Annotated in this window: 24 protein-coding genes; 14 read left to right on the plus strand and 10 right to left on the minus strand. The window is 69.8% G+C overall.

Going from position 1 to position 21,942, the window contains the following annotated elements; translation table 11 throughout:
- Nucleotides 1-9: 9 nt before the first annotated feature.
- The 6 genes from O7611_RS09670 to O7611_RS09695 are packed head-to-tail and all read right to left on the minus strand — an operon-like array spanning nucleotide 10 to nucleotide 7,242.
- Nucleotides 10-1,836 carry a type IV secretory system conjugative DNA transfer family protein gene (locus O7611_RS09670; RefSeq protein WP_269696602.1) on the minus strand — a complete coding sequence of 609 codons (1,827 nt, stop codon included), beginning with the start codon at nucleotides 1,834-1,836 and terminating at the stop codon, nucleotides 10-12.
- Nucleotides 1,833-3,260: a hypothetical protein gene (locus O7611_RS09675; RefSeq protein WP_269696603.1), complete on the minus strand. Its 1,428-nt coding sequence runs from the start codon at nucleotides 3,258-3,260 to the stop codon at nucleotides 1,833-1,835. Before O7611_RS09675 ends, O7611_RS09670 begins: the two co-directional genes overlap by 4 nt.
- 22 nt (nucleotides 3,261-3,282) lie before the next feature.
- Nucleotides 3,283-4,773 (minus strand): SCO6880 family protein, encoded by a 1,491-nt coding sequence (locus tag O7611_RS09680; RefSeq protein WP_269696604.1) that lies wholly within the window; start codon nucleotides 4,771-4,773, stop codon nucleotides 3,283-3,285.
- Nucleotides 4,770-6,191, minus strand: a complete 1,422-nt coding sequence (locus O7611_RS09685) for a hypothetical protein (RefSeq protein WP_269696605.1) — start codon at nucleotides 6,189-6,191, stop codon at nucleotides 4,770-4,772. The genes O7611_RS09680 and O7611_RS09685 overlap by 4 nt, the downstream gene beginning before the upstream one ends.
- Nucleotides 6,192-6,195: 4 nt before the next feature.
- Nucleotides 6,196-6,942 (minus strand): hypothetical protein, encoded by a 747-nt coding sequence (locus tag O7611_RS09690; protein WP_269696606.1) that lies wholly within the window; start codon nucleotides 6,940-6,942, stop codon nucleotides 6,196-6,198.
- A gap of 3 nt (nucleotides 6,943-6,945) precedes the next feature.
- Nucleotides 6,946-7,242 (minus strand): hypothetical protein, encoded by a 297-nt coding sequence (locus tag O7611_RS09695; RefSeq protein ID WP_269696607.1) that lies wholly within the window; start codon nucleotides 7,240-7,242, stop codon nucleotides 6,946-6,948.
- Nucleotides 7,243-7,405: 163 nt separating this feature from the next.
- On the opposite strand from O7611_RS09695, the gene O7611_RS09700 reads away from it, so the two are divergent.
- The 3 genes from O7611_RS09700 to O7611_RS09710 all read left to right on the plus strand — a co-directional run bounded on the left by O7611_RS09700 (nucleotide 7,406) and on the right by O7611_RS09710 (nucleotide 10,589).
- The gene (locus O7611_RS09700) at nucleotides 7,406-7,987 is read left to right on the plus strand and encodes a hypothetical protein (protein WP_269696608.1); all 582 of its coding nucleotides are present in this window, start codon (nucleotides 7,406-7,408) and stop codon (nucleotides 7,985-7,987) included.
- Nucleotides 7,984-9,036, plus strand: coding sequence for a C40 family peptidase (locus tag O7611_RS09705; protein ID WP_269696609.1), 1,053 nt, complete (start codon nucleotides 7,984-7,986; stop codon nucleotides 9,034-9,036). Before O7611_RS09700 ends, O7611_RS09705 begins: the two co-directional genes overlap by 4 nt.
- A 290-nt stretch (nucleotides 9,037-9,326) precedes the next feature.
- On the plus strand, nucleotides 9,327-10,589 hold the full coding sequence (locus O7611_RS09710; RefSeq protein WP_269696610.1) for a hypothetical protein: 1,263 nt from the start codon (nucleotides 9,327-9,329) through the stop codon (nucleotides 10,587-10,589).
- Between the two features lie 48 nt (nucleotides 10,590-10,637).
- Here O7611_RS09710 and O7611_RS09715 read toward each other — a convergent pair whose 3' ends face one another.
- Genes O7611_RS09715 through O7611_RS09730 form a run of 4 tightly spaced genes read right to left on the minus strand, consistent with a single transcriptional unit; the run spans nucleotide 10,638 to nucleotide 13,817 of the window.
- On the minus strand, nucleotides 10,638-11,480 hold the full coding sequence (locus O7611_RS09715) for an oxygenase MpaB family protein (protein WP_269696611.1): 843 nt from the start codon (nucleotides 11,478-11,480) through the stop codon (nucleotides 10,638-10,640).
- Nucleotides 11,477-12,715, minus strand: coding sequence for an MAB_1171c family putative transporter (locus O7611_RS09720; protein WP_269696612.1), 1,239 nt, complete (start codon nucleotides 12,713-12,715; stop codon nucleotides 11,477-11,479). Before O7611_RS09720 ends, O7611_RS09715 begins: the two co-directional genes overlap by 4 nt.
- 5 nt (nucleotides 12,716-12,720) lie before the next feature.
- Nucleotides 12,721-13,245 carry an ImmA/IrrE family metallo-endopeptidase gene (locus O7611_RS09725; protein WP_269696613.1) on the minus strand — a complete coding sequence of 175 codons (525 nt, stop codon included), beginning with the start codon at nucleotides 13,243-13,245 and terminating at the stop codon, nucleotides 12,721-12,723.
- Nucleotides 13,246-13,295: 50 nt separating this feature from the next.
- On the minus strand, nucleotides 13,296-13,817 hold the full coding sequence (locus tag O7611_RS09730; protein WP_209961267.1) for a hypothetical protein: 522 nt from the start codon (nucleotides 13,815-13,817) through the stop codon (nucleotides 13,296-13,298).
- Nucleotides 13,818-14,219: 402 nt separating this feature from the next.
- Between O7611_RS09730 and O7611_RS09735 the strand changes: the two genes are divergently transcribed.
- The 11 genes from O7611_RS09735 to O7611_RS09785 all read left to right on the plus strand — a co-directional run bounded on the left by O7611_RS09735 (nucleotide 14,220) and on the right by O7611_RS09785 (nucleotide 21,922).
- Complete coding sequence (locus O7611_RS09735) at nucleotides 14,220-14,807, plus strand: hypothetical protein (RefSeq protein ID WP_269696614.1); 588 nt, start codon at nucleotides 14,220-14,222, stop codon at nucleotides 14,805-14,807.
- Complete coding sequence (locus O7611_RS09740; RefSeq protein WP_269696615.1) at nucleotides 14,801-15,673, plus strand: hypothetical protein; 873 nt, start codon at nucleotides 14,801-14,803, stop codon at nucleotides 15,671-15,673. The genes O7611_RS09735 and O7611_RS09740 overlap by 7 nt, the downstream gene beginning before the upstream one ends.
- Entirely contained in the window at nucleotides 15,670-16,350 is a 681-nt protein-coding gene (locus tag O7611_RS09745; protein ID WP_269696616.1) for an SAF domain-containing protein, read from the plus strand. Before O7611_RS09740 ends, O7611_RS09745 begins: the two co-directional genes overlap by 4 nt.
- A 1-nt stretch (nucleotide 16,351) precedes the next feature.
- Nucleotides 16,352-17,158 (plus strand): ParA family protein, encoded by an 807-nt coding sequence (locus O7611_RS09750; RefSeq protein ID WP_269696617.1) that lies wholly within the window; start codon nucleotides 16,352-16,354, stop codon nucleotides 17,156-17,158.
- Complete coding sequence (locus tag O7611_RS09755) at nucleotides 17,151-18,659, plus strand: CpaF family protein (protein WP_269696618.1); 1,509 nt, start codon at nucleotides 17,151-17,153, stop codon at nucleotides 18,657-18,659. Before O7611_RS09750 ends, O7611_RS09755 begins: the two co-directional genes overlap by 8 nt.
- A complete protein-coding gene (locus O7611_RS09760) occupies nucleotides 18,656-19,561 on the plus strand; it encodes a type II secretion system F family protein (RefSeq protein ID WP_269696619.1) in 906 nt (301 codons plus the stop codon). Before O7611_RS09755 ends, O7611_RS09760 begins: the two co-directional genes overlap by 4 nt.
- Nucleotides 19,558-20,415 carry a type II secretion system F family protein gene (locus tag O7611_RS09765; RefSeq protein WP_269696620.1) on the plus strand — a complete coding sequence of 286 codons (858 nt, stop codon included), beginning with the start codon at nucleotides 19,558-19,560 and terminating at the stop codon, nucleotides 20,413-20,415. The genes O7611_RS09760 and O7611_RS09765 overlap by 4 nt, the downstream gene beginning before the upstream one ends.
- Before the next feature lie 31 nt (nucleotides 20,416-20,446).
- Nucleotides 20,447-20,647 (plus strand): hypothetical protein, encoded by a 201-nt coding sequence (locus O7611_RS09770; protein WP_210942506.1) that lies wholly within the window; start codon nucleotides 20,447-20,449, stop codon nucleotides 20,645-20,647.
- A gap of 83 nt (nucleotides 20,648-20,730) precedes the next feature.
- Nucleotides 20,731-21,072, plus strand: a complete 342-nt coding sequence (locus tag O7611_RS09775) for a TadE family protein (protein ID WP_269696621.1) — start codon at nucleotides 20,731-20,733, stop codon at nucleotides 21,070-21,072.
- Complete coding sequence (locus O7611_RS09780) at nucleotides 21,069-21,503, plus strand: TadE family protein (protein ID WP_269696622.1); 435 nt, start codon at nucleotides 21,069-21,071, stop codon at nucleotides 21,501-21,503. The genes O7611_RS09775 and O7611_RS09780 overlap by 4 nt, the downstream gene beginning before the upstream one ends.
- Entirely contained in the window at nucleotides 21,500-21,922 is a 423-nt protein-coding gene (locus tag O7611_RS09785) for a TadE/TadG family type IV pilus assembly protein (RefSeq protein WP_269696623.1), read from the plus strand. Before O7611_RS09780 ends, O7611_RS09785 begins: the two co-directional genes overlap by 4 nt.
- The last annotated feature ends 20 nt before the right edge of the window (nucleotides 21,923-21,942 follow it).

The raw sequence follows: 21,942 nt of genomic DNA on the forward strand, positions 1-21,942 counted from the left end.
TCGCCCGGCCTAGCCCCGCCAGGAGCGTTGCATCATCCGAACCCTCCGCGCAGCACGCGTGCGTTCCGCATGACGGGCCATCTCCGCGGTAGAAGCGGCAACGGCGCTGGTCAGCCGTTCGGCGCTCGGCTCGTCGTACCAGGGCAGCAGGTTGAGCATGGCCACCTTGAGCCCGGTGGCGAACAGCAGTGCTGTGCCCTTCGGCAACGCTCGGATCTGCGCGGGGTCGAGGATCCGCTGCCGGCGCACCGATGTCTGGTATGAGGTGCGGCCCTGTCCTTCACGGCTGCGGGAGGCAATGGTGACGTCGTGTTCGCCGACGAGTCGGGACAGGTCGTCGGCGAAGCGTGCGTCGTCGATGCCGGCGCCGACCAGCTTGACCGTGGCGGCGGACCAGAGAGCGTCCATGCCGTGCTCGCCCCAGACTCGCGTGCCTTGGCGGTAGGACTGCAGGATGGTCAGCGGGATGATACCGCGGCTGCCGAAGTGGCTGTACAGCTCCGGCAAGTCTCTGATTTTGCAGATGTTCGCGGCCTCGTCGAGGCAGGCGACCAGCGGCGGGTCGAGCCGGCCGCCGTGCGCTTCGGCGACGGTGACCGCAGCGCGCAGCACCTGATCGGTGAGTCCGGCAACGAGCGGCGCCGCGGCCCCCGCGCCATCCTTGGACAACAGGTAGAGCGTGTCGGTGCTCTCGACGAACGCCTCGACGTCCAGCGCTGGCAGGGGCCGGTTGGGTGGGGTGACCCAGGCCATGATGGTCGGGTTGGCCAGGCAGGCCGCAGCGGTGCGGGCGGTCTCGTAGAGCCCTTCGCGGGTCTCGGGAGCGCCAGCTTGCCGGCCAGACATGGCGCGGGCGGAGGCGCCGAAGCCGTGGCTCTTGAGGATCGTGGCCGGCTCGCGGGACGTGGAGTCCGACAGCCACGCCTGAACCGAGGTCAGGGTGCGGCCCTCGATCGCGGCGGCAAGGATCAGGGAGGTGAGCAGGTCCAGCGCGCCCTGGATCCAGAAGTCGTCGCTGCCGTGGGAGTTACGTACCTGTTGGACGAAGTGGTTGGCCAGCCGGTGGGCGTCCTCGACGTCTTCCACTGCGGCGAGGGGGTTCCACCACCAGTCCTGCGGTACGTGGGCGATGGACTGCGGGTCGAACACCCACACGTTGCCGCGCTCGGCGCGTGCGGTGGCGGTGGTGGCCCACAGGTCGGGCTTGTTGCTGGTAGCGAGCGTGGCCCCGGGCGCGTTCAGAATCGACTGCACGGCCAGGGCGGTTGTCTTGCCGGCGCGGGGTGCCATCACCGCGAGGATGACGTCCTCCCAGGAGGAGTAGAGCCGAGGCCCTGAGCCGCGCCGGCGCCGGTGTGCGCCGAGCACGACCCCGGCCGCCTCAGCCGAGATCTCCTTCACCGGCACGCGGGCCAGGCCGGGTCGCAGGCGTCGGGCCTTGGTGGCGACCGCCGGCAACGTCATCGCCCGTACCTCGGGCGGGCCGGCGAGCGACGGCAGCGGGTCCTCTGCGTGGGGCTTGCGCCCCTGCCACCACACCGCCGCTACGGCGACCACACCGACCAGCAACAGCAGCAGCACCGCGTAGACGACACCGACCGTGGTGGGGGAGACCCCGGGCCAGAGCGCGGCCCATTCGGCGCGCAGCAGGTGTTCCAGGTAGGAGGACCCGAAGTCCGGACCAGCAGCGGGCTGCCCGGTCACGGCGGCGGCGATCTGCCCTGCCAGCCAGGACTGCCACATCAGCGCGATCACCGCCCACGCCAGGCCGAGCAGCAGGAACGGGGTGAGCGGGCCGCCGGCGGCGCCGTGGGGTTCGATCGGCCGGGTGCTCATGGCTGCACCTGCCGGATCGCCGCGTCGGTGTCGTAGAGCTCCCATTCCTCGCCGACGAGGGTCAGCGACACCGGCAGTCCGTTGCGCTCACCGGTTTTGATCAGGTACTTGCCCCGGCCCGGGTGCACGGAGCCGGCGAACCAGGCCTCCGGTGCGGCCCAGGACGCCACCAGTTCGCGTTCCGGGCCGGACAGTTTGATGACGTCGTTGATGCGGTTCAGCTCGCGCGGGGGCAGCCCGGCGAGGATCTTGATGGCGGAGCGTTCGATGAAGCCCTGGGCCTTGGCGCGGTCCTCGGGTGTGGGTAGGGCGTCGAGATCGGCGAGGGAGTGGGTGACCATCACGCTGGCCATGCCCCGCTGCCGGTTGAGCCGGGTGAGCGCGTCGGCGTGCTCGACCAGCCCGGACGCACCCCGCAGCGCCCGCCACAGCTCGTCCATGACGCCGAGGTACTGCCGGCGCGGCGCCAGGCCCTGGTCGGCCAGCACGGACGCGGCGTCGACCATGCCGAAGCCGTACGCCCAGGTGCACAGCATCGCCGCGGCGACGAGCTGGTCGCCGGCGGCGGCGACCTGGGAGATGTCGACGCTGACGGCCGGGGCGTCCAGGTCCAGCGGCTTGGTGGTCGGGCCGTCGAACACCCCGCGCAGGCTGCCCTCACACAGCAGCGCCAGCGTGGGCACGAGCTGGTCGACGCGGCGGCGGTACTCGCCGTCGGTGCGCGCCCGGGCCGCGGTCAGCAGCTCGTCGGCGCCGGCTTCGACCAGGCCGAGCACGTCGGGCACCGTCGGGTCGCGGTCGAGACGATCAGCGAGTACGTCGATGGCCCGCCCCAGGATGATCTCCTCGGTGTTGTTGAGGGCCTGTCCGCGTACGAGGGCACACAGCGCCAGCAGCAGCGACATGCGCCGCCCGCGGATCTCCAGCCGTAGTTGGCGGGCGTCGGCGGTGCCCATGCGGGCGAGTGCGCTGCCCAGCGGGCCGGAGTCCAGCGGGTTGAGCCGGTTTAGGCCGCGCCCGACCCGGATGACCTGCCCGCCGAGGTGCTCGACGAGCCGGGTGTAGTCAGGCTTGGTGTCGCCGAGGATCAGCGCGCTGGTGCCGAACCCGGTCATGCCGGTGATGAGCCGTTTGACCACGGTGGACTTCCCGACGCCGGGCTGGCCGAGGACGAACACCCCCGGGTTGGTGATGAGGCCTTCGCGGAGCCATTCGAGGGGGTCGAGGCAGACGACCTCGCCCCACAGCATGTGTCGTCCGATGGGCACGCCGATGGTGGGTGCTCCGGAGCCGGCGACGAAGGGGAACAGGCCGCACAGCTGGACGGTGGTGCCCTGGTACTCCATGCCGGGAGCGATGTGGCTCGCCCGACCGGCGCCGGGCGCGCGTACACCCCAGGCAGGGGCGGTAACGGTGCTCGTCATCGAGTTTCTCCTGGTGGTGAGGTCAGTGGGGCCAGTGGCGGGCCAGCTGCGGTGGGCACACGCCGCAGGGCAGGGTGGTGGCGAAGCCGGCGGCCTGGCTGGCGCGCAGCCGACGGAGCCGGATCTTGGCCACGTCGGCGCGGGACTCGATGTCGGCTACGGCCCGCCCCAGATCCTCGGCGGAGACCACGGTGGTGGTGACGAACAGCGACATCAGCCCCACCCCGGAGCCGGTCGCCTCCTCGCGTGCGGTCTGCAGGGCCCGTTCGCGGTCGGCGTGGTCGCGGGCGGACTCGTCGCGCTTCTGCGCCCGGTGGTACGCCGCCCGGAATGCCGCGGCGTTGACCTCGCTCTCGACGACCCGCGCGGCCTCCCCTGCGGGGAAGGGCCGGTAGAGCAGCGACACCCGCTTCGGGTACGGGCCGGGGGCGAGTAGCCGGGCGAGGACGTCGGCGTGCACGTGCTGACGTGGCGCCTCGTGCCACGCCCACGACACGGACGTGCCGGAGTCGTGGACGTACCGGTCGAGGTGCTCCTCGGCCATCACGGGTCCGGCGCTGTCCCAGTCCACCCACCGGCCCAGATCGAGCCCGGGCGTCGCCGCAAGCCGCGCGACGTCGCCGCGGGCGGCCGGGTCGAACGCCGTACGCACGATGGCCGAGATGGTGTCGGCGCTGGCGCAGTCGAGCACGGTCAGGCCGCAGCTGCCCAGGGAGTCCTGCAGACCCGGCAGGGTGCGGCTGATCTCGTCCAGGGCCTCGTCGAGGTTCTTGGGCTTGCTGGGGGAGGCGCCGGGCTTGAACGTCACCGACACCCGGGTCTCCACGTCGGCGGCGGCCGCCGGGGACACCTCCACCAGCCGTTGCAGTACCCGTCGGGCCGAGGCCGGCCCGTGCGGCACGATCCGCCGGCTGACGTGGTCGGCCAGCCGGGAGCCGGGGTCCGGCGCGGTGTCCACGGTGACCGCGACGTGGTCGACGATCGGCAGGTAGCCCAGGTTCGCCAGCCATCCGCCCCAGTTGGCCACCCATGCCGCGCTGGCGTCCGGGTCGGCCAGCCAGGTGGAGGTGGCCGCGCAGCGCAGCGTCACCGTCATGGTTCCCAGCCGCCGGTTGTAAACCACCGCGTACCCGCCGCCGCTCTCGTCGGCGACGGTCAGCAAGGTGGTGGGCGCGAGCACGCCCGGCAGCTGCCAGGCATGCTCACCGGCCACCATTACCCCGGAGCGGTACGAGGTGTAGCCGCGACTGCTGCCGACCAGCCACCGCAGCCGCTGGGCGAGCCCGGCCGACAGCGGCACTCCGTCCCACCGCAGCACCAGCAGCGCTACCAGCAGCGCACACGGGCCGGCGGTAACGGCCACCGCCCGCAGGCCGAGCGAGCCGGAGACGATCAGCGCGGTGATCGCCGCGAGGACCGTGAACGTCTGCATCGGCCCGAGCCCGAACAGACCCATGCCGCGAGCGCGCCGCCAGCCGCCGTACGTGCGTACCTGCGCTTGATCGCTGCTCACGACGGCGAGCTCCCGTCTCGCATCGCGGAGCCGGCGGTGTTCGCAACGCCCTTTGCCACCGCGGTCCCGGCCTGAGCGGCCAACACGGTGCCGATGACCACCGGTGCCGCCGGCCCGGTCGCCGCTCCCGCCGCACCGGCCCCGGCCATGCCCCCGGTAGCAGCGCCACCACCGGTGGACGCGGTAGCGCCGGCACCGGCCGATCCGGTCGCTGCGGGCGTTACCGGCCCGGTCGAGCCGCCGGTGACGGTGCCGTTCATGACCTTCGGCCCGCTACCGCTCGTACCGCCGGGCCCGCTTGTGGGTGCGGGAGCCGACGGGACCGTTGCCGCCCCGCTCGGGCCGCCGCCCCCGCCGCTACCCGGCCCCTGGGAGTCAAGGTAGCGGGCGTGACCGCCGGCGCTGTGGCCACCGACCGCCCCACGCACCGACGACGCGGCGTGCAGGCCGGCCGCCGCGCCGGCGCCGGCCATGCCGAGGCCGCCGCCTGCGGAGGCGACGCCGCCGGTGAAGGTGGTGAAGAACTTCATCAGCGCCGGCAGGGCGATCACCGACAGGGCGAGCATGCCGAGGCCCATCAGCCAGTCGCGCCCGTTGCCGCGCATCATCACGAACGAGGTGGCGTATACCGACACGGCCGCCGGCTTGTACAGCGCGAGCGCCAGCGACCAGCCCAGGGTCTTGTGCAGCCACTGGCTCGTGCCCCGGCTGACGGATCCGGCCGCGGCCAGTTGCAGCAGCCCGGCCAGGATGACCACCGAGCCTTCGCGGAAGACCATCAGGATGGTCTGCACGACGGCGACGAGGATGACCACGATGCCGACGAGGATCATCACGAACGGCGCCACCGCCGCGCCGGGGAGCAACACCCCACCGAGCGCCGTGGTCATCGCCTCGTTGGGCGGCTTATTGGACTCCTTGAAGAGCGCCTCGTTGAGCAGCCACATCGAGTAGCTGTCCCCGGCCTTGAGGACCAGGTGGGTACCGGCGACGCCGATGCTGCCCCACAACGCGGTGTTCCAGACGCCGCGTACGGCCTGCAGAAGCGGCTCACCCCGGCGGCTGACGACGATCGTGATGCCCTGCCAGACCAAACCCCCGACCAGGACCAGGATCGTCAGCGGCAGCATGAATCCGCGCAGCTGCTGCGCCGGGCCACCGGCCGAGTTGCACTGGGCCATCCAGTCGGAGGCCCATCGCCCTGGATCCGAGCCATTGGTCGGGCACAGATTGTTCGACGGGATCAACGTCCAGCTGGTCAGCAGGCCGGCGACCCACTCGATCCCCTCCCGGACTGCGTTGGCCAGACCGTCGAGGATCCCGTTGACCATCGAGTCGCGGACCGAGGCGCCCGGGTTGACACCGCCGACAATGACGCCGGAGCAGGTGGCGGGCAGGAACGGATTGCAGAGCGGCATCAGGTCACCCACCTACGGTGAAGGGAAGGAACGTCGCGGTATCGGCGTCCGACGCCGCCATCACGGTCTGCTCGAACGTCCCGCCGGCGGGCGCCAGCAGCGCCCAGTCGGAGCCGGTCCAGCGCACGCGCACCTCGGCGACCACCGCCAGGGGTACGCCGTTGGCGCCCGGCGCTTCGGTCAGCAGCCGCACCGCCGCCTCGTCATCGCGGTAGCTGACGATGCGGTAGCCCCGCAGGATGGCGTTCAAGCGTCCGAGAGGCTGTCCGCTCAGTTGTGCGCGGAGCTCGTCGTACGCCTGCGCGACCTGGACCCGCATCGCGGCCGCATGCGGCCCGACCACCTGGTCGCGCAGCGTCGGTTCGAAGACGGCCGGGCCGACCTGCGGGTTGATGCGTACGACGATGTGTACGGCAGCGAGCAGCGCGCCGACCTGGTCGTGCGTGAACCCGCGCGCCTGCCCTCCGTTGGTGATGCGAGGACCGGAGCGGCTCGACACGGGCACCGAGACACCGGCGACGTCGACCCACTCGAGATCGGTGAGCCTCTGCGTCTCGCTACCGGGGGTCGCGCCGGTGACGGCGAAGGTCGACATCGCGCGACCCGGGGGTGAGTCGGCAGGCCGGCTCGGGGTCGTGGTGGCGACAACGGCGGCGGCCCCGGCAGCGCTGAGTGCCACCGCAGTCAGGCAGATGGTGGTGAGCCGGCGGCGCGTGGCGCGGCGGGCGCGGTCGATGACGTCGTAGGTCATGGCTCAGCCCGGGATAACCGTGCCGACCACGACCGCGGCGACCGCCCCGCACGTCAACCCCGCCAGCACCCACGGGATGCCGGCGGCGCCGTCGGCGGCGAATGCCGACCGGTTGCGTCGACCGACGGCCATCATGATCCCGCAGATGAGCAGGCCACCGACGCCCGCCACGATGAGGATCCACTTCATCCAGCCGATGAACATGTTGCCTGCGCTCTCCAGACCCGGGGGAGGGAGAGGAGCCGGAGTCGGAGCGGCCAACAGCTCGGCCGCGGCGCCGGCGAGGTGGTGAGCAAGCACAGCAAACTCCTGACGGTCAGGACACCCGGGCGGGCGTCTGCCACGGACCCTGGCTAGGAGCTGCTGACGGCAGAGTTGATGCCGGAGTGGCCTTCTCCGCTACCGCTGCTGCTTGCAGCCGACGGCAGCGGTAACGGCCCCGACGGCCCGACAGGGTCGTGCCATGAATGCGCCACAACGAGTCGCGGCGGAAGTGATCATGGCGCTGGCCGTTACCGGCTGCGCTGCCAAGACCGAGCCGACACCGCCCGAACCGAGCGCTGGCGGCTCGTCCGTTCCCGGGCCGACCATCGTGGCGGTCCCGGTGCCGCCACCTACGCAGCTCGGCTTCTCGTACGCGGACCCGGGCCCGGTGTGCCAGCGGTTCGTGACGTCCCTCTACAGCGTCGACACCCGCCGCGACGCGCGGCCCGGCGACGTCTACCGGCGCGCCGTGCGATTCGCCAGCGGCACCCTGGCCGACCCGAGCGCTGCTGCCGACCACGACGGCCGCTGGACGACGTGGGCCGTCCACCGCGCCTGCGTCCAAGCTGTCGTGACGCTCCTCGACGAGCCGCAACCGGCGGGAAACGGCGGGATCATCGCCCGGCAGACCTACCGGGTGAGAGCGACCCTGGTGGGCGAGGGTGGCTGGTGCAGCAGGACCCAGCGCATCGTCGTCGAAGGCGCCCTGCACCGCAGCGGGCCTGCCGGCCCCGGCCTGCGAGTCACCAGCTACGAGGTTTGCCTGGGGGGTCTGCGATGACCCGTCGCTGGCCGATCGTCGTGGGCGGACTCATCGGCGTCTTGCTGGCGGCGCTGGCGCTGGTCGTGTTGGTTCCGTTCTCGGTCCTCAGCGCGAACCCCGTCATGGCCTGCACCATCAGCCCGCCCAGTGCGGCGCCCAGCGCGACAGCCGCGCCGGCGGTCTGGCCAGGCCAGGGCTCGTGGAGCTCCGATCAGGTCGGCAACGCAGCTGCCATCGTCGCGGTTGGCGCCGAGATGCAGGTGCCGCGCTATGGCTGGGAGATCGCCGTCGCCGCCGCGATGCAGGAATCCACCCTGCGCAACCTCGGCCACCTCGGTGCCGACAACGACCACGACTCACTCGGTCTGTTCCAGCAGCGTCCCAGCCAGGGCTGGGGGACACCCGAGCAGATCCTGGATCCGCGATACGCCAGCCGGAAGTTTTACGAGCGTCTGCTCGACGTCAACGGCTGGCAGACCATGCCTCTCACCCGGGCGGCGCAAGCGGTGCAGCGTTCGGCGTTCCCTGATGCGTACGCGAGATGGCAGTCCGAGGCCGAGCAGCTCGTTGCGGCGATCAGCGACGGCCTGGGCATTGTCTGTACCAGTGACGGCGGTGACGGGATGCCGCCAGTGGACGACGAGGGCCTGCCGGTGGGCTTCATGCTGCCGGCGGATCCGCAGCTCCGGGCCGTCGTCGCGTTCGCGCTGGCCCAGCGAGGCAAGCCGTACGTCTGGGGCGCTGAAGGACCTGACAGCTACGACTGCTCGGGGCTGATGATGGCCGCCTGGGCCAAGGGCGGCGTTCGGATTCCTCGGGTGACCGCAGAGCAGGTGCACGTCGGCGTCGCTGTTCCGTCGCTGGCGGCGATGCGACCCGGCGATCTGATCTTCATCCCGGGCACCGACGGCACGATGTCCCGGCCCGGTCACGTTGGCATGTACATCGGTACTGGCAGCGGCTGGCGGCAGTACCTCGTTCAGGCACCTAGGACCGGCGACGTCGTGAAGGTTGTCGCTGTAAGCGATTGGAGAGAACGAGTCGCCGCCATCCGCCGGCCGTTGTGATGATGAGCCGATCTGCCGCTACCGCCGTGACCATATGACGATACAAGTTAGCTGATGTACGAACTGTCTGGACAAATATGACTCGGCTCAGTGATTGTGCAGGCTGTGGATGGGCTGGACAGTACGAGGGCGTGGCTGTAGCCAGTTCGGTTAGGGTGCCTGCGTTAGGCGGTAAGAAGGAAGCGGGTAGTATCATGCCCAAGTCAATTGCATTGGTATCGGCTTGAGTAGCCCACCTCCGGGGGGTCAGCCGGAGCGAAGGGGCGGTCATGCAAACGACTTGCGATGAGGTGGTCGCAGTAATCGGAGAGGCGCTAGGGTGTGACGTCGAATCATCCGATGACGAGTACCTCTTTGGAGGCGGCCAGCTTTCGTCCTTGCTTCCGGTCAAGAAAGCTGCCATCGAGGAACTTGTTGACACTGTTGGCAAGTATGAGGAATTGAACCCAGCATGCGTCGTCACGGAGACCAGCTATGAAGTGATGGTGCGTACCGAGTCGCGATCCCTCATGACGTCGCGCTTGTTCGAGGATGGGGTTTCATTAGAAGACCCGCAATCGGAGACTTCTTACGAGCTCGGCCCGGCTAGCCCTGCCTTTATGGTTCACCTGATCCTCCGGATGCGGGACCAGGTGGGGCCGCGATGGCGCCGCAACGTACGGGCGCCGCTTTCGTGGAGGGATCGGCAACGTCGAGAGTCGGTAGACGGGCTTGCGGCATTTCGGTCAGTTATCAGGGTTCGGACTCTCCGGCTTACCTCTGCGGCTCGTCGCTCCCCGGCTTGGTGGAAGCCATACGCCGATGCCTTCTTCTTCCATATCGGCTTCAACCTTGATGTGCCTGTGATGCCCCTGGCTGGAATCGATCATCTGCTTGAACCTTCAAAGATTAGAGGGATGAGGCGTTCGAGTATGGACGATCTCGACCCGCCGCGGCGACACTACGTCATGGACCTTGTGCATCACTATCAGCTCGGGGTTTCGGCGGACAGCGCGATGTTAAAGTACTTGTCTTATTACCATGTCGCAGAGCATTGGTTCGAGAATATATTCCAAGACGACTTGGTAGAGAAAATCCAAGGCTTCCTCACGTCGCCGGACTTCTCTTATCGGCGAAAGCAGGATGTGCGAAGTTTGATTAAGCGTGTTAGCAAAGAGATTCAAGTAAAAGACGATGGGGTTGTTATCAGCGAGCAGGCCGCCTTGCGGTTGACGCTGGAGCGTTACGTTGACTTGCCGAGGCTCTTAAATGACCTCAATAGCTTTGATCGGACGCTGCATGCGACCTATGCCAATCGTGTCGTCAGCTTTTCTGGTGGCGACACGTTTGACTTAATGAACCGCAATAGGTCGGAAGTTATCGCGGCCATGGGGCGCCGCATATATAAGACGCGAAATTCGTTGGTACACAGCAAAGAGGGCGCAAAGGGACGCTTCATCCCCTTCGCGCACGATGCTGAGCTGTCAACCGAAGTGCCCCTCATGCGCTTTGTGGCTGAACAGATAATCGTGGCAACGTCGAAAATGGCACCGGCCGGCGGCGGTCACGGATAAGGTGGCTGTATTGCGTAGTTAGACGAGTGGTGACTTCGAAGCCTCGCCTTACTGAGGGCCGAGTTCGCTGATCGCGTATCCTTCGGGGTAGGTTTTGGTCTTAATGCCCTGATCGAACAACGGCGTTTTCGGCGGATTTCCGAGCCATCGCTGCAGCCGGGCGCGCAGCTTCAGCGTGAGGTGCAGGCCGATCTGCACAGGTCGAGCTGGAAGGTTGACCTGTGTCGCACGTCGCAGTCGATCGTCGTACATGGCGCTGACCAGCCCGTCGCCCAGCGGCGCGAGAAGCCGGGGGATTCGGCCGAGCAACAACGATCGCGTCGCGCGCTCGATGGCGGCAGTGTCGTCGTTGGGCGTCAGGTGCACAGCGTCGTACGCGTCGAACCAGACCTCGAGATCCTCGAACGAGCCGGGGATGTCGGTGATGCCCATCCGCCGGCCCAGCTCCCGATAGAACAGGTACGTCGCCCGCCGTTCGTGGCAGCATGGCCGACGCCAGCCATACCGTTCGAGCCATCGCGTCGGGATGACAACCAGGCAGCCGAGCACGTACAGATAGTCCTCGTTTGGGATGTCGTACGGGCGGTGGATCTGGTTGACCCGGCGCAGTGCCTCCCGGCCACGTGGCTGGTCGAAGCCATTGAGCACCATCTCGTACATCAGCAGGCCAGTGTCATCGATCCGCTTCTGGGTGCGCTCGGTCAGCTCCCCGGTGCCGACGTGGACCGCGGCGATGGCCGGGATGGAGAACGACCGGTTGAACGCGAGGTTCAGCCCCAGCTTCATGTCCCACGGGAACTCCAGCCGCAGCATGGTCTGGTAAATCTCCAGCCAGTCGCGCTCGGGGTCCAGCGTGCGGATGCGGGCCAGGTTGGCGTAGCGCTTTCTCATCGTGCTGCATCTCCAACCCGGGGCTTCGCGGCATCCTGGGCGGCCGCGAGCCGGGCCGCGACGAGCGTCCGGGCCACCACGGGGGATCGGGTGTAGGCGGTGGTGACCTGGGCCAGCCATCCGATCTCGCCGGCGTAGCCGCCTTCCGGGCGGTACAGCTGGTCGGCCGGCTGGGGGACTGCAGCCATGAGGCCGGCCCGGTGGCGGCGTAGGGCGCAGGCAAGGTGGGCCGCCTCGACGTTGGCTCGCTGCTCGTCAGCACTCATGCCGGCCTGCTCGGCGAACTGCTCGGCCAGCTCCGTCACCTTGACGTCCATGTACGGGCGAAGCGCCAGTCGGCCGTCGCGGATCTCGGCCACACGCCGGGTCAGGGCGTAGTCGATGTCGCGGGCGGCGCCGAGCGGACGCCGCAGGCTGGGGTCGAGTTCGAGCTCCGGCAGGGCAGCGACGAGGTCCCGCCACAGCGGTTCGAGCTGGCGGTACGAGCGGTAGTCGTCCCAGCGTCGGGTGATGGTGAAGATCGGGCCCCACGCCGGCATGGTCAAGCCGATCATCATGAGTAGCGCGCCGATGGTGACTAGGACGGAGGCGATCTCCCGCTCGCCGGCCGGCTGGTAACCGAGCCAGTAGGCGACGAGGTAGACGATCTTGTTGGTGCTGTAGAGCAACGCGAACGCGGCGCCGACCGCGGTGAGGCGGAGACCGCGGCGCAACCATGGCCGCCCGCAGATGCGGGCGAATCGCCAGCACAGCCGGGCGATGTCGGTGCAGTAGGCGAAGAAGCCGACCAGCATGAAGATCAGCAGGTACGCGGTGACGGCGGGATCCCGCGCGTACTCGACGGTCAGGAGCACCGGCTCGTCGTAGGTGAGCGTGTAGGTGAACAGGGCGACCATGACGAGGAAGGCGCTGCCGGTGACCCACACCCAGATCCGGCTGCGGGCTGCTGCCTTCGCCGGCGGTAGGGACAGGTGAAGGAGCATGTTCTCGGCGCTCGCGGCGATCGTCATGGCGCAGCCGTGAGACATGACCTTGGCCAGGTTCGACAATCCGGACGCCGAGTCGATGCCCGCCGCGATGGGCGGGATGGCGAGCGTGATTCCGGCGGCGAAGGCACCGAGCGCCACGCAGATCGCGCCTCGGACCTGGCTCGGCTGGCGTCGCTGGAGCCGCAGCATGTAGCCGAAGGCGAGCCAGCCGGCAGCCGCGCACAGCGTGTACAGGATGGTGTCCATCTCGGCTACCAGTCAGGGTGTTCCAGCGAGTGCCGCAACCGGCCGTACAGCTCGGTGTGCCGGCTGTCCAGCGGCGAGTCCTGCTCGACCATCCGGCCGGCGCGTGCCCGTCGCAGCAGCAGCGAGCCGATCATCTCGGCCTCGCGCTCCTCGGCGGCCGCGTAGTTGCTCCGGCCGAGGCTGCGCTGGACCAGTTGCGGGTCCAGATCGGGCAGGAGCAGCCGGGAGGCTTCCGGGTCCAGGATCTCGGTCGTCTGGTGGCCGGCGAGCAGATGCCCCAATTCGTGACCGATGATCAGCAGTTGATGCAGGGGAGAGGTGTCCTGCTCGAAGAAGATGGCGTCGAACTCGCCGGTCGGTACGCACATGCCGCAGACCGTGAGGGCGGGGAGCCGGATCGGCACCAGATGGATGGGTCGGCCACGCCGCTCTCCGAGCACGTCGCACAGCCGCTGGATGTCGAACGGCTTCGGTATCTCCACCTCCGCGGCTATCTGCTCGCAGCGCTTGCGTAGTCGGTGCAACTTCACGTCTGGTTTCCCCCGCTCGTCGGCGTACTGCCACCGAAGGATCAACACGGCTATCTGCGACCGTCTGGCGCGGTGTTGGTCTCGTCCGGGCCGGCCGCTTCGGCGACGGCGCGCAGTCGGGCGACCATCTGCTCGATGAGCTGCGTGTCCCGCGCTGACAATCCGTTGTCGGCGAGTACCTGGCGCAGCGCCACCTGCTTGACGTCCATCCGACGCAGCTCGCTGAGCAGCGTGATCTGTTCCTGTATCCGTCGTGCCGCCGCGTCGTCGACGAAGTAGCCGGAGCTCACGCCGAAGGCGGCGGCCAGGGCGCGGACGTGGGAGGTGCGGGGGTCGCTGGCCACGCCGCGGCGCAACTCTCCGATGTAGGCCGCGCTGATCGAGACACCGGTCTCGGCCGCAGTCGCGTTGATCTTGTCGGCGATCTCCTTGTTGGTGTACCGGCGGTCGGGCTCATCGGACTCGCCGAGTTCCTCAGGGGTCGGCCGAATCCGGTCGAACAGGTACTCCAGCCGGGCGGCCAGTGTGTCGAGGGATGGCAGCTCCTGCTCCACATGCCGATCGTCGACCATGACTCATCACCCTCCAGCGACTAAACGACAGTGTCGCAGATGCAAGCGCCAACAAAACAGATGTTGACACATGCACGGAACGTGAGCGTATGCTCGCTCCTGTTTGGAGCAACGGGCGTTAAGTCACGACGCAATCTGCTCAACACCCGTTGTGTTGGCTGGTCAAGGCGATAGTTGGCCAGTCATAAGGGGGAGTCTATCTATGTCGGGAGTGAAGTTTTCCCGGCCCCGACGCTCGGAGGGGGACGCTGGGCTGCTCGGGCCGGTCAATGTTCCGGACCCGGGCATCCCAGAGTCATCAGTCGTCGCGCTCGCGGCAAGGAGCCGCTCCTCCGCACCTGCCGGCAGCGTGGCCGCGACAGGAGCCCGAGCCGCGCGTCCGTCACCAACGGGAGGATCACGTTGACCGCAACGGTAAGCAGGATCCGGCGGGCTGACGTCCGCGTTACCGCCTGGCTCGCCGTCATCGTCGTTGCCGGCCTGGCTGGCTGCGGTAACGACAAGCCGAAGGCAACGCCAAGCCCCGCGACGGCAACTTCGTCTGTAACGCCCTCTTCGACGGCCGACGCAGAGAACACCGCCGCCAGTGCTGCCGCGTTGGCGGCCTACCGGAACTACGTTCGGGCCTACGTCACCGCGTCGAACAAGGGTGACTACAACGCTAAGCTCGACAGGTTCGTGGCCGACCCGGCGTTGCCGACCGTGCGCCAGGACCTGTTGATCAAGTTCCAGCAGGGACTCATCACGGAAGGCGAACCGTCCTCGACGCCCGCGGTACGCAGTGTCGACACGAGCCGCCGTCCCTTCACCGCCGAGATCGAGGACTGCTTCGACACCGGCACGTGGGACGTGGTCTCCAAGAAGACCGGCAGATCGGTACGCACCGAGGGCCAGGCCACGAGGTACGTGGTGACCGCCAAGGCGGAGCTGTTCGACGACGGTCAGTGGCGCATCCGGGAGGTCAACGCCCAACGGGAACGGCCATGCTGACCCGAAGGCTCGTGGCGCTGCTCCTGGCGGTCGGCGCCGGCGCGCTGCTGGCGCCCGACGTCGCACACGCCGACTACGAGCACTGCGACGCGCTGGGCAACTGCTACTGGGTGGTGGAGAAGCCGGGCACCGGAGGCGGCGGTAACGACGGCGGTGGTGACAGCGGCGGCGGCGCCGGGCAGGGCTGCCGCTACGAGGGACAGACCGTGCCGTGCGTGGTCGACAGCTTCGGGGTGTGGGACGGGTCCTGCTACGTCAGGCGGATTCCGCCACCACCCGGCGGTCGGACCGATGGCTACTGGAGCATCCGCACCTGTGGCGTCTACGGCGGCATCGCCTCGCAGACGACGGCCTGGTCGCCGGAGCCGCCCGCCGGCATCCTGCCCAGCTACCAGGAGCTGGCGCAGCGAGCCATCGCCCAGATGAACCTCGACGGTCCCGACATCGGGATCGCCCCGCGCACCGACGGCGCCGGCCTCGTCGGGCTGCCGATCTGGCTCTGGAACCGGGTGAGCCCGAGCACCTGGGGACCCGTCACCCGTACGGCCGCAGTGCCGGGACGGTCGGTTACCGCGACCGCGCGGGCGCAGATGGTCGTGTGGGACATGGGCGACGGGCAGTCCGTCACCTGCACCAAGCCCGGCAGCCCGTACCAGCCCTCGTTCGGCAACAGGCGGTCGCCGGACTGTGGATACGACGGCTACCGCCAGCCCAGCAGCACCTTCGCGGGCGGCCGCTACACCGTCACGGCCACAACGACGTGGCTCGTCACCTGGAGCGGCGGCGGCAGCACCGGCTCCCAGTCCATCGACCTGTCCTCCAGCACCACGATCGACATCGACGAACTGCAGGTGATCACGTCATGACCAGTGCGCCGCCCAAGGCCGGCCGCACCGCCTCGCCGGTCAATGCCCCTTACGCCGTGCCCCGCGTCGCGCCGCAGCGTCGTTGGCGTCCGGCGCTGGTCTGGCTGGCCGTGGCGCTGGTCGCCGCCGGCGGGCTGATCGCGGTCGCCGTGCTGCGCAAGGTCGGCACCACAGCGGAGTACCTGGCGGTGAACACCACCGTGGAGGTCGGCTCGACAATCGAGCGGTCCGATCTCAGCACGGTACGGATCACCGTCGACCCGACGCTCAAGCCGATCGAGGCGAGCGCCGCCGACCAGATCGTCGGCAAGTTCGCGGCCGTCGCGCTGGTGCCCGGCACCCTGTTGACGCGGGCCCAAATCACCAACCGAGCTGTACCCGGGGAGGGCAAGCAGCTGGTGGGCCTCAGTCTGCCGCCGGAGCGCCTGCCCGCCGATCGCGTCAAGCCCGGCGCCGCGGTGCTGCTCGTCGTGACCGCCGACAGCGGCCCAGCCCCGAACCAGCAGCCGAACGCCACCGCGCCGATCAGCATCAACGCCACTGTCGTGGACGTGCACGCCGGCATCAGGGAAGGCACGACGCTGCTCAACGTCGCCGTGGCCGAACGCGACGGGCCGCTCGTCGCCTCACGCGCGGCGGCCGGCCGGATCGTCGTCGCCCTGATCACGGGGGGCTGACGTGGCGATCATCGCGATGGTTTCGGCCAAGGGCTCGCCCGGCGTCACCACCACGGCACTCGCCTGCACGCTTGCCTGGAGAGAACGCACGGTGCTGGCCGAGTGCGATCCCGCCGGCGGCAGCGTCCTCAGCGGCTACCTGTCCCGCCTCGAGATCCCACCCGTCGGCCTACTGCCGCTTGCCGCGGCTGCCCTCCGCGACCAGCTCGCCGAGACGTTCGCCGACCAGCTCGTCGACCTCGACGCGCGGGATCCGGGCCGACGACTCCTCCTGCCCGGCATCAACGACGCGGTCCAGTCCGGAACTCTGCGACCCACCTGGGAGATGCTGAGCGCGCACTTCGCCGACCTGGAGCGCGGCGAGCCGGGCTACGACGTCATCGCCGACTGCGGGCGGCTGGCCACCAACGCGCCGCCGTGGCCGCTGCTGTTCCGCGCCGACCTCGTGCTGCTCGTCGTACGCGCGGCGACCCTGCGCACCATCGCGCCGGCCGTCGGCGCGGCGGAGTTGCTGCGGCGGGAGCTGACGCAGCACGGCCAGGGGACGGGAGCGCTCGCCTTGGCGCTGATCGGTGACGGCCCCTACGGCCGGCGGGAGATCGAGCAGCGGCTGCAACTGCCGACGGTGGTCGAGCTGCCCGACGACCGGCGTACCGCCGAGGTGCTGAGCGACGGCGGCGGTCGGCTGCGCGGCAGCCAGCAGCTGCTGCGCGCCGCGGCGAGCGCCGAGTCGGCCGTACGCGAGGCGATCGCGCGGCGGCGCGTACACCTGGCTCCGACAGCATCGAGGGGGAGTGGCCGTGCCTGACGAGCGCCGACACAGCCGCCCGGCCCGGCCGGCAGCGGTCGACCGCGTCGCCGCCAACGGCCACCGCTGGCCGACCAACGGCACGTCCCCGGAAGCACCTCGGCTGCCGGCCGTCGACCAGCCACAGACCATCGACTACGCGGCGGTGCGAATGCTGCGCGCCCGGGTCAGCGCGGAGCTGACCGCGGCGCTTCGGGAGACGCCCAACGTCTCCACCGAGCACCGCCAGGCCGAGGCGGAGCGCATCGCGGCCCGTCTCGTCCGGGAGCACGTGGACACGCTGCACCAGGCCGGCCAACCAATCTCGCAGGCTGAGGAACATGCGCTGCTCGACGCGGTCGCCGCGGACATGTTCGGCCTCGGCCGACTACAGCAGCTGCTGGACCGGCCGGACATCGTGAACATTCACATCCTCGGCTGCGACAACGTCCGGATCGAGCACACCGACGGGCGGATCACGGTCGGCGAGCCGGTCGCGGAGACCGACAAGGAACTCGTCGACATGTTCCAGGTCCTGGCCATGCGCGCCGGCGCGACCGAGCGCTCGCTGTCCTCGACCAAGCCCTGGCTGGACATGCAACTGCCCGACGGCAGCCGGCTCACCGTACTCATGCAGGTGTCGGTCCGTCCCTACGCGGCCATCCGTCGCCACACGCTGATGGACGTCAGCCTGGAGGACCTCCGCGACCGGTACGGCGCCCTCGACGACCTGATCTGCCGGTTCCTCAAGGCCGCCATGGCCGCCGGTCTCAACATCATGGTCGCCGGGCTGGCCGACGCAGGGAAGACCACCCTGCTACGCGGCCTGGCCCAGGAGATCCCCGACCGCGAGCAGTTCGTCACCCTGGAGGAGTCCCGCGAGCTCGGTCTGCACACCACCGGGCGGCACCGCTGGGCGATGAGCCTCGAATCCCGGGAGGGCCACGGCTCCCGAGGCGCCGACGGTCGGCCCGCCGGCGAGGTCACGATCATGGACATGATCCCGCTGACGCTGCGGATGTCCGTGCAACGGATCATCGTCGGCGAGGTCCGCTCCCGTGAGATCGTGCCGATGCTGCAGGCCATGGCCACCAGCAAAGGCTCCCTCTGCACCATCCACGCCCGGCACCCCCGCGCCGTGATGGACCGCGTCATCGAGCTGGCCATGCAGCACGGGCCCGAGATGACCGCCGAGCTGGCGCGGCGGATGGCTGCCGGCGCGATCGACCTGATCGTGTACGTCAGCGTCGAGGACGAAACCAAGCTCGGCGGCCGCAAGCACCGGTACGTCTCCGACGTGCTCGAGGTGGGCGGAATGAGCGGCGACCAGCTCGTCACCACCCAGATCTTCGGCCCGGGCCCGGACGGACGCGGCGTGCCACGGCACCTGCCGGAACGGCTACGCGAACCGCTGCTGCGGGTCGGCTACGACCCCCGCCAGCTCACCGGCTACATCCAGCAGGGCGAGCACAACTACGGCGCCTGGAGCAGCCAGCTCGACACCCTGGCGAGGCGGCCATGAGCCCGCTCGACCTCGCCGCCGTGCTGGCGGGCATGCTCGCCGTCTCCGGCGCAGTCGTCGGCGTCCTCGGCGTCGTCGGGACCACCCGGCCACCCCGGCCGCCATCGGCGCTGCACCAGCAGGCACGCCGCTGGTGGACCGGGTCGGGACGCACCCGCCGGGAACAACGCGCCCACCAGATCAAGGTGGTGACGTCGGTCGTTGCCGGCGCGGCGACCTGGCTGCTGACCGGCTGGCCGGCCGCCGGCGTGATCATCGGCGTCGCCGTTCCCGGCGTACCGTGGCTGTTCGCCGCGGGCCGCGCGGAGAAACAGGCCGTCGCCCGCCTGGAAGCCGTCGAGGCCTGGACCCGCCGCCTGGCCGACATCGTGGCTCGTGGCATCGGCCTGCAGCAGGCCGTCGTTGCGACCGCCGCGACCGCGCCGCAGCTCATCGAGCAGGAGGTCCGTGACCTGGCCGCGCGTCTGCAGGGCAGCGGCGATCCGATCGCCGCGCTGCAACAGATGGCCGACGACCTCAACGACTACACCGCCGATCAGGTCATCGCGCCGTTGATGCTCCACGTCACGGACCGCGGCGAAGGCCTGCATGAGGTGTTGAACGCGATCAGCCGGTCCATCGCCGCCGAGATCGAGATGCGCTCGACCGTCGACGCCAAGCGCGAGGGCCCACGCTTCGCCGTGCGGTTCCTGACCGGCATGACCGTCCTGGTGCTGGCGTACGGGGTGATCAACCCGCACTACCTCCAGCCGTACGGCAGCGTGCTCGGCCAGCTCGTGCTGCTGTTGCTCGCCGGTCTCTACGTCGTGCTCATGGCCTCGGTACGCAAGCTCAGCCTGCCGCCCCGGCGGGAGCGGCTGCTTCCGCCGGCCGAGGTCCAGACGCTCGGAGCGGCGGCATGACCAACGGCTACGTCACCGCCATGGTCATCGCCGGCGCGATGACCGGCCTCGGGGTGTTCCTGCTGGTCGTGCAACTGATCCCCGCCCCGCCGGCGCTCGGCCCGGCGCTTCGGCGCCTCCAGCCGCTGACCGCGACGAACACTGCACCGACCGGCGTCAACTGGCTGCGGCGCCGGTTCACCGTGCCGCACGCCGACCTGCGGCTGCTGGGCCGCAGCACCGACCAGTACTTCCTCACGCTCGGGCTGTCGGCGCTGTTCTGCCTCATCCTGCCGGCGCTCATCACCATCGCGGTCGCGGCGCTACGCGTACCGATTCCGGTCGTCATCCCGGCGGGCGGGACTGTCGCCGCCGCGCTGGCCGGCGCGGCGCTGGCCCACCGGGAGGTCGTCGCCAAGGCCGCCGTCGCCCGGGCCGAGTTCGGCCGCGCCATGTGCACCTACCTGGACCTCGCCGCCCACCAGGTCCTCGGCGGCCACGGTCCGGTCGAGTCGCTCGACCGCGCCGCCAGCGTCTGCCACGGCTGGGTCTTCGCCCGTATCCGGGAGGCCCTGCTCGGCGCCCAGCTGCAGCTCCGGCCGCCGTGGGACGAGCTGAAGGCGCTCGGCCGGGACATCGAGGTGATCGAGCTCGGTGACCTGGCCGACATCATGCGTACCGCCGGCAACGAGGGCGCCAGCGTCCACCAGACGCTGCGCGCCCGGGCCGACTCGATGCGGGACCGGATCCGCACCGAGGCACTCGCCCAGGCGGAGCTGCGCACCAACAAGCTCGACATCCCCGCCGCCGCGCTGATCCTCGTGCTCCTCGTCCTCATCGGCTATCCGTTCATGGCCCGCCTGTTCGTCCGCTGATTCCGGCACCACCCACACGGAGGGAACCGCCATGCACACCATCCACGACGTCCTCGCGCAGCTGGCAACGAACTGGCAGCGCATGACCGATCCGGCCGAGGCCGAGCGGGGCGACAGCCCGGTCGGCACGGCCGTCATCACCGCGATCCTCGTCGCCGGTGCCGTTGTCGTCGCCGGGGCGATCGTTGCCGTCGCCAACGGCTGGGTCGCGCTCATCCCGACGCAGCCGTGACGCAGCCCCTGGCCACCGCCCGTCCGCGTCCCACCCGGCGCGGGCGGGCCGTCCGGTGGCGCCACGATCGGGGTAGCTCGCCGGTGGAGTTCGCCGTCATCGCGCTGCCGATGCTCCTGCTGACCTTTGCCGTCGTGCAGACCGGGCTGGTCTACTTCGCCCAGTCGATCGCGCTGGGCGCAGCCACCCAGGGCGTGAATGCCGCACGGGGTTACCAGTCGACTGCCGCGGCCGGTGAGGCACGTGCCGCCGCCTTCCTCTCGACCGCCGGCGCGGGCCTGGACGACCAACAGGTCGTCGTCACCCGCACCGGGTCGGAGGTGCGGGTCACCGTCACCGGTAAGGCGATCACCGTGTTTCCCGGGCTCAGCTGGACGATCAGCAAGACCGCGCACGGTCCTGTCGAGCGGCCGACCGCGCTATGAGCACCCGGCGGAACCGCTCGGAGCGCGGCTCGGTGAGCATCGAGATGGCCGTGGTCGCACCGGCCATCCTGGCGCTGTTCGCCGGCGCTGTCATCGGCGGTCGGGTCAACATCGCTCGCCAGGCGCTCGAGGCGGCCGCGTACGACGCCGCACGCACCGCGTCGCTGGCACGTACCGCCGGCGATGCGAACGAGCAGGCGTCGGCCGCCGCCGACTCGACGCTTGATGCGCAGGGGCTGAGTTGCACCAGCCTGGAGGTCACCATCTCCACCTCCGGGTTCGACGTGCCGGTCGGGCAGGCCGCCACAGTCACCGCCACGGTTAGCTGCACCGCGACGTTCTCGGATGTGGCGCTGCCCGGCATGCCCGGCACCGTGCCACTCGAGGCCTCCTTCACCAGCCCGCTCGACACGTACCGGAGCAGAACGTGACCGCCCTCCGCCGACGCCTGCGCGGCGACGACGGCCGGGTCACGGTCTGGTTCGCCGTCCTCGTGCCCGCCTTCCTCGCCCTGATCGGCCTCGTCGTCGACGGCGGCGCCAAGGTGCGGGCCTACCAGCGCGCCGACAACATCGCCGCCGAGGCGGCCCGCGCCGGCGGGCAGGCGATCAAGGCCGGCCAGGCCATCGACGGGGGCACGAAGGAGATCGAGCCCTCAGTCGCCGCCGACGCCGTACAGGCGTACCTCGACGACCTCGACGGGGTCACCGGCTCGGTGACCGTCGACGGCGCGCAGCAGCTCACCGTGACCGTCACGGTCACCTACAACCCGATCCTGCTCGACCTGTTCGCCGGGGGAGCAGGCACGACCGTGACCGGTCGCGCGACCGCCACTTTGGTCGCGCAGTAGCAGCCCGCGAAGGAGCAACA

It is taken from the genome of Micromonospora sp. WMMC273, from assembly GCF_027460285.1.
GTDB classification, from domain to species: domain Bacteria; phylum Actinomycetota; class Actinomycetes; order Mycobacteriales; family Micromonosporaceae; genus Micromonospora; species Micromonospora aurantiaca.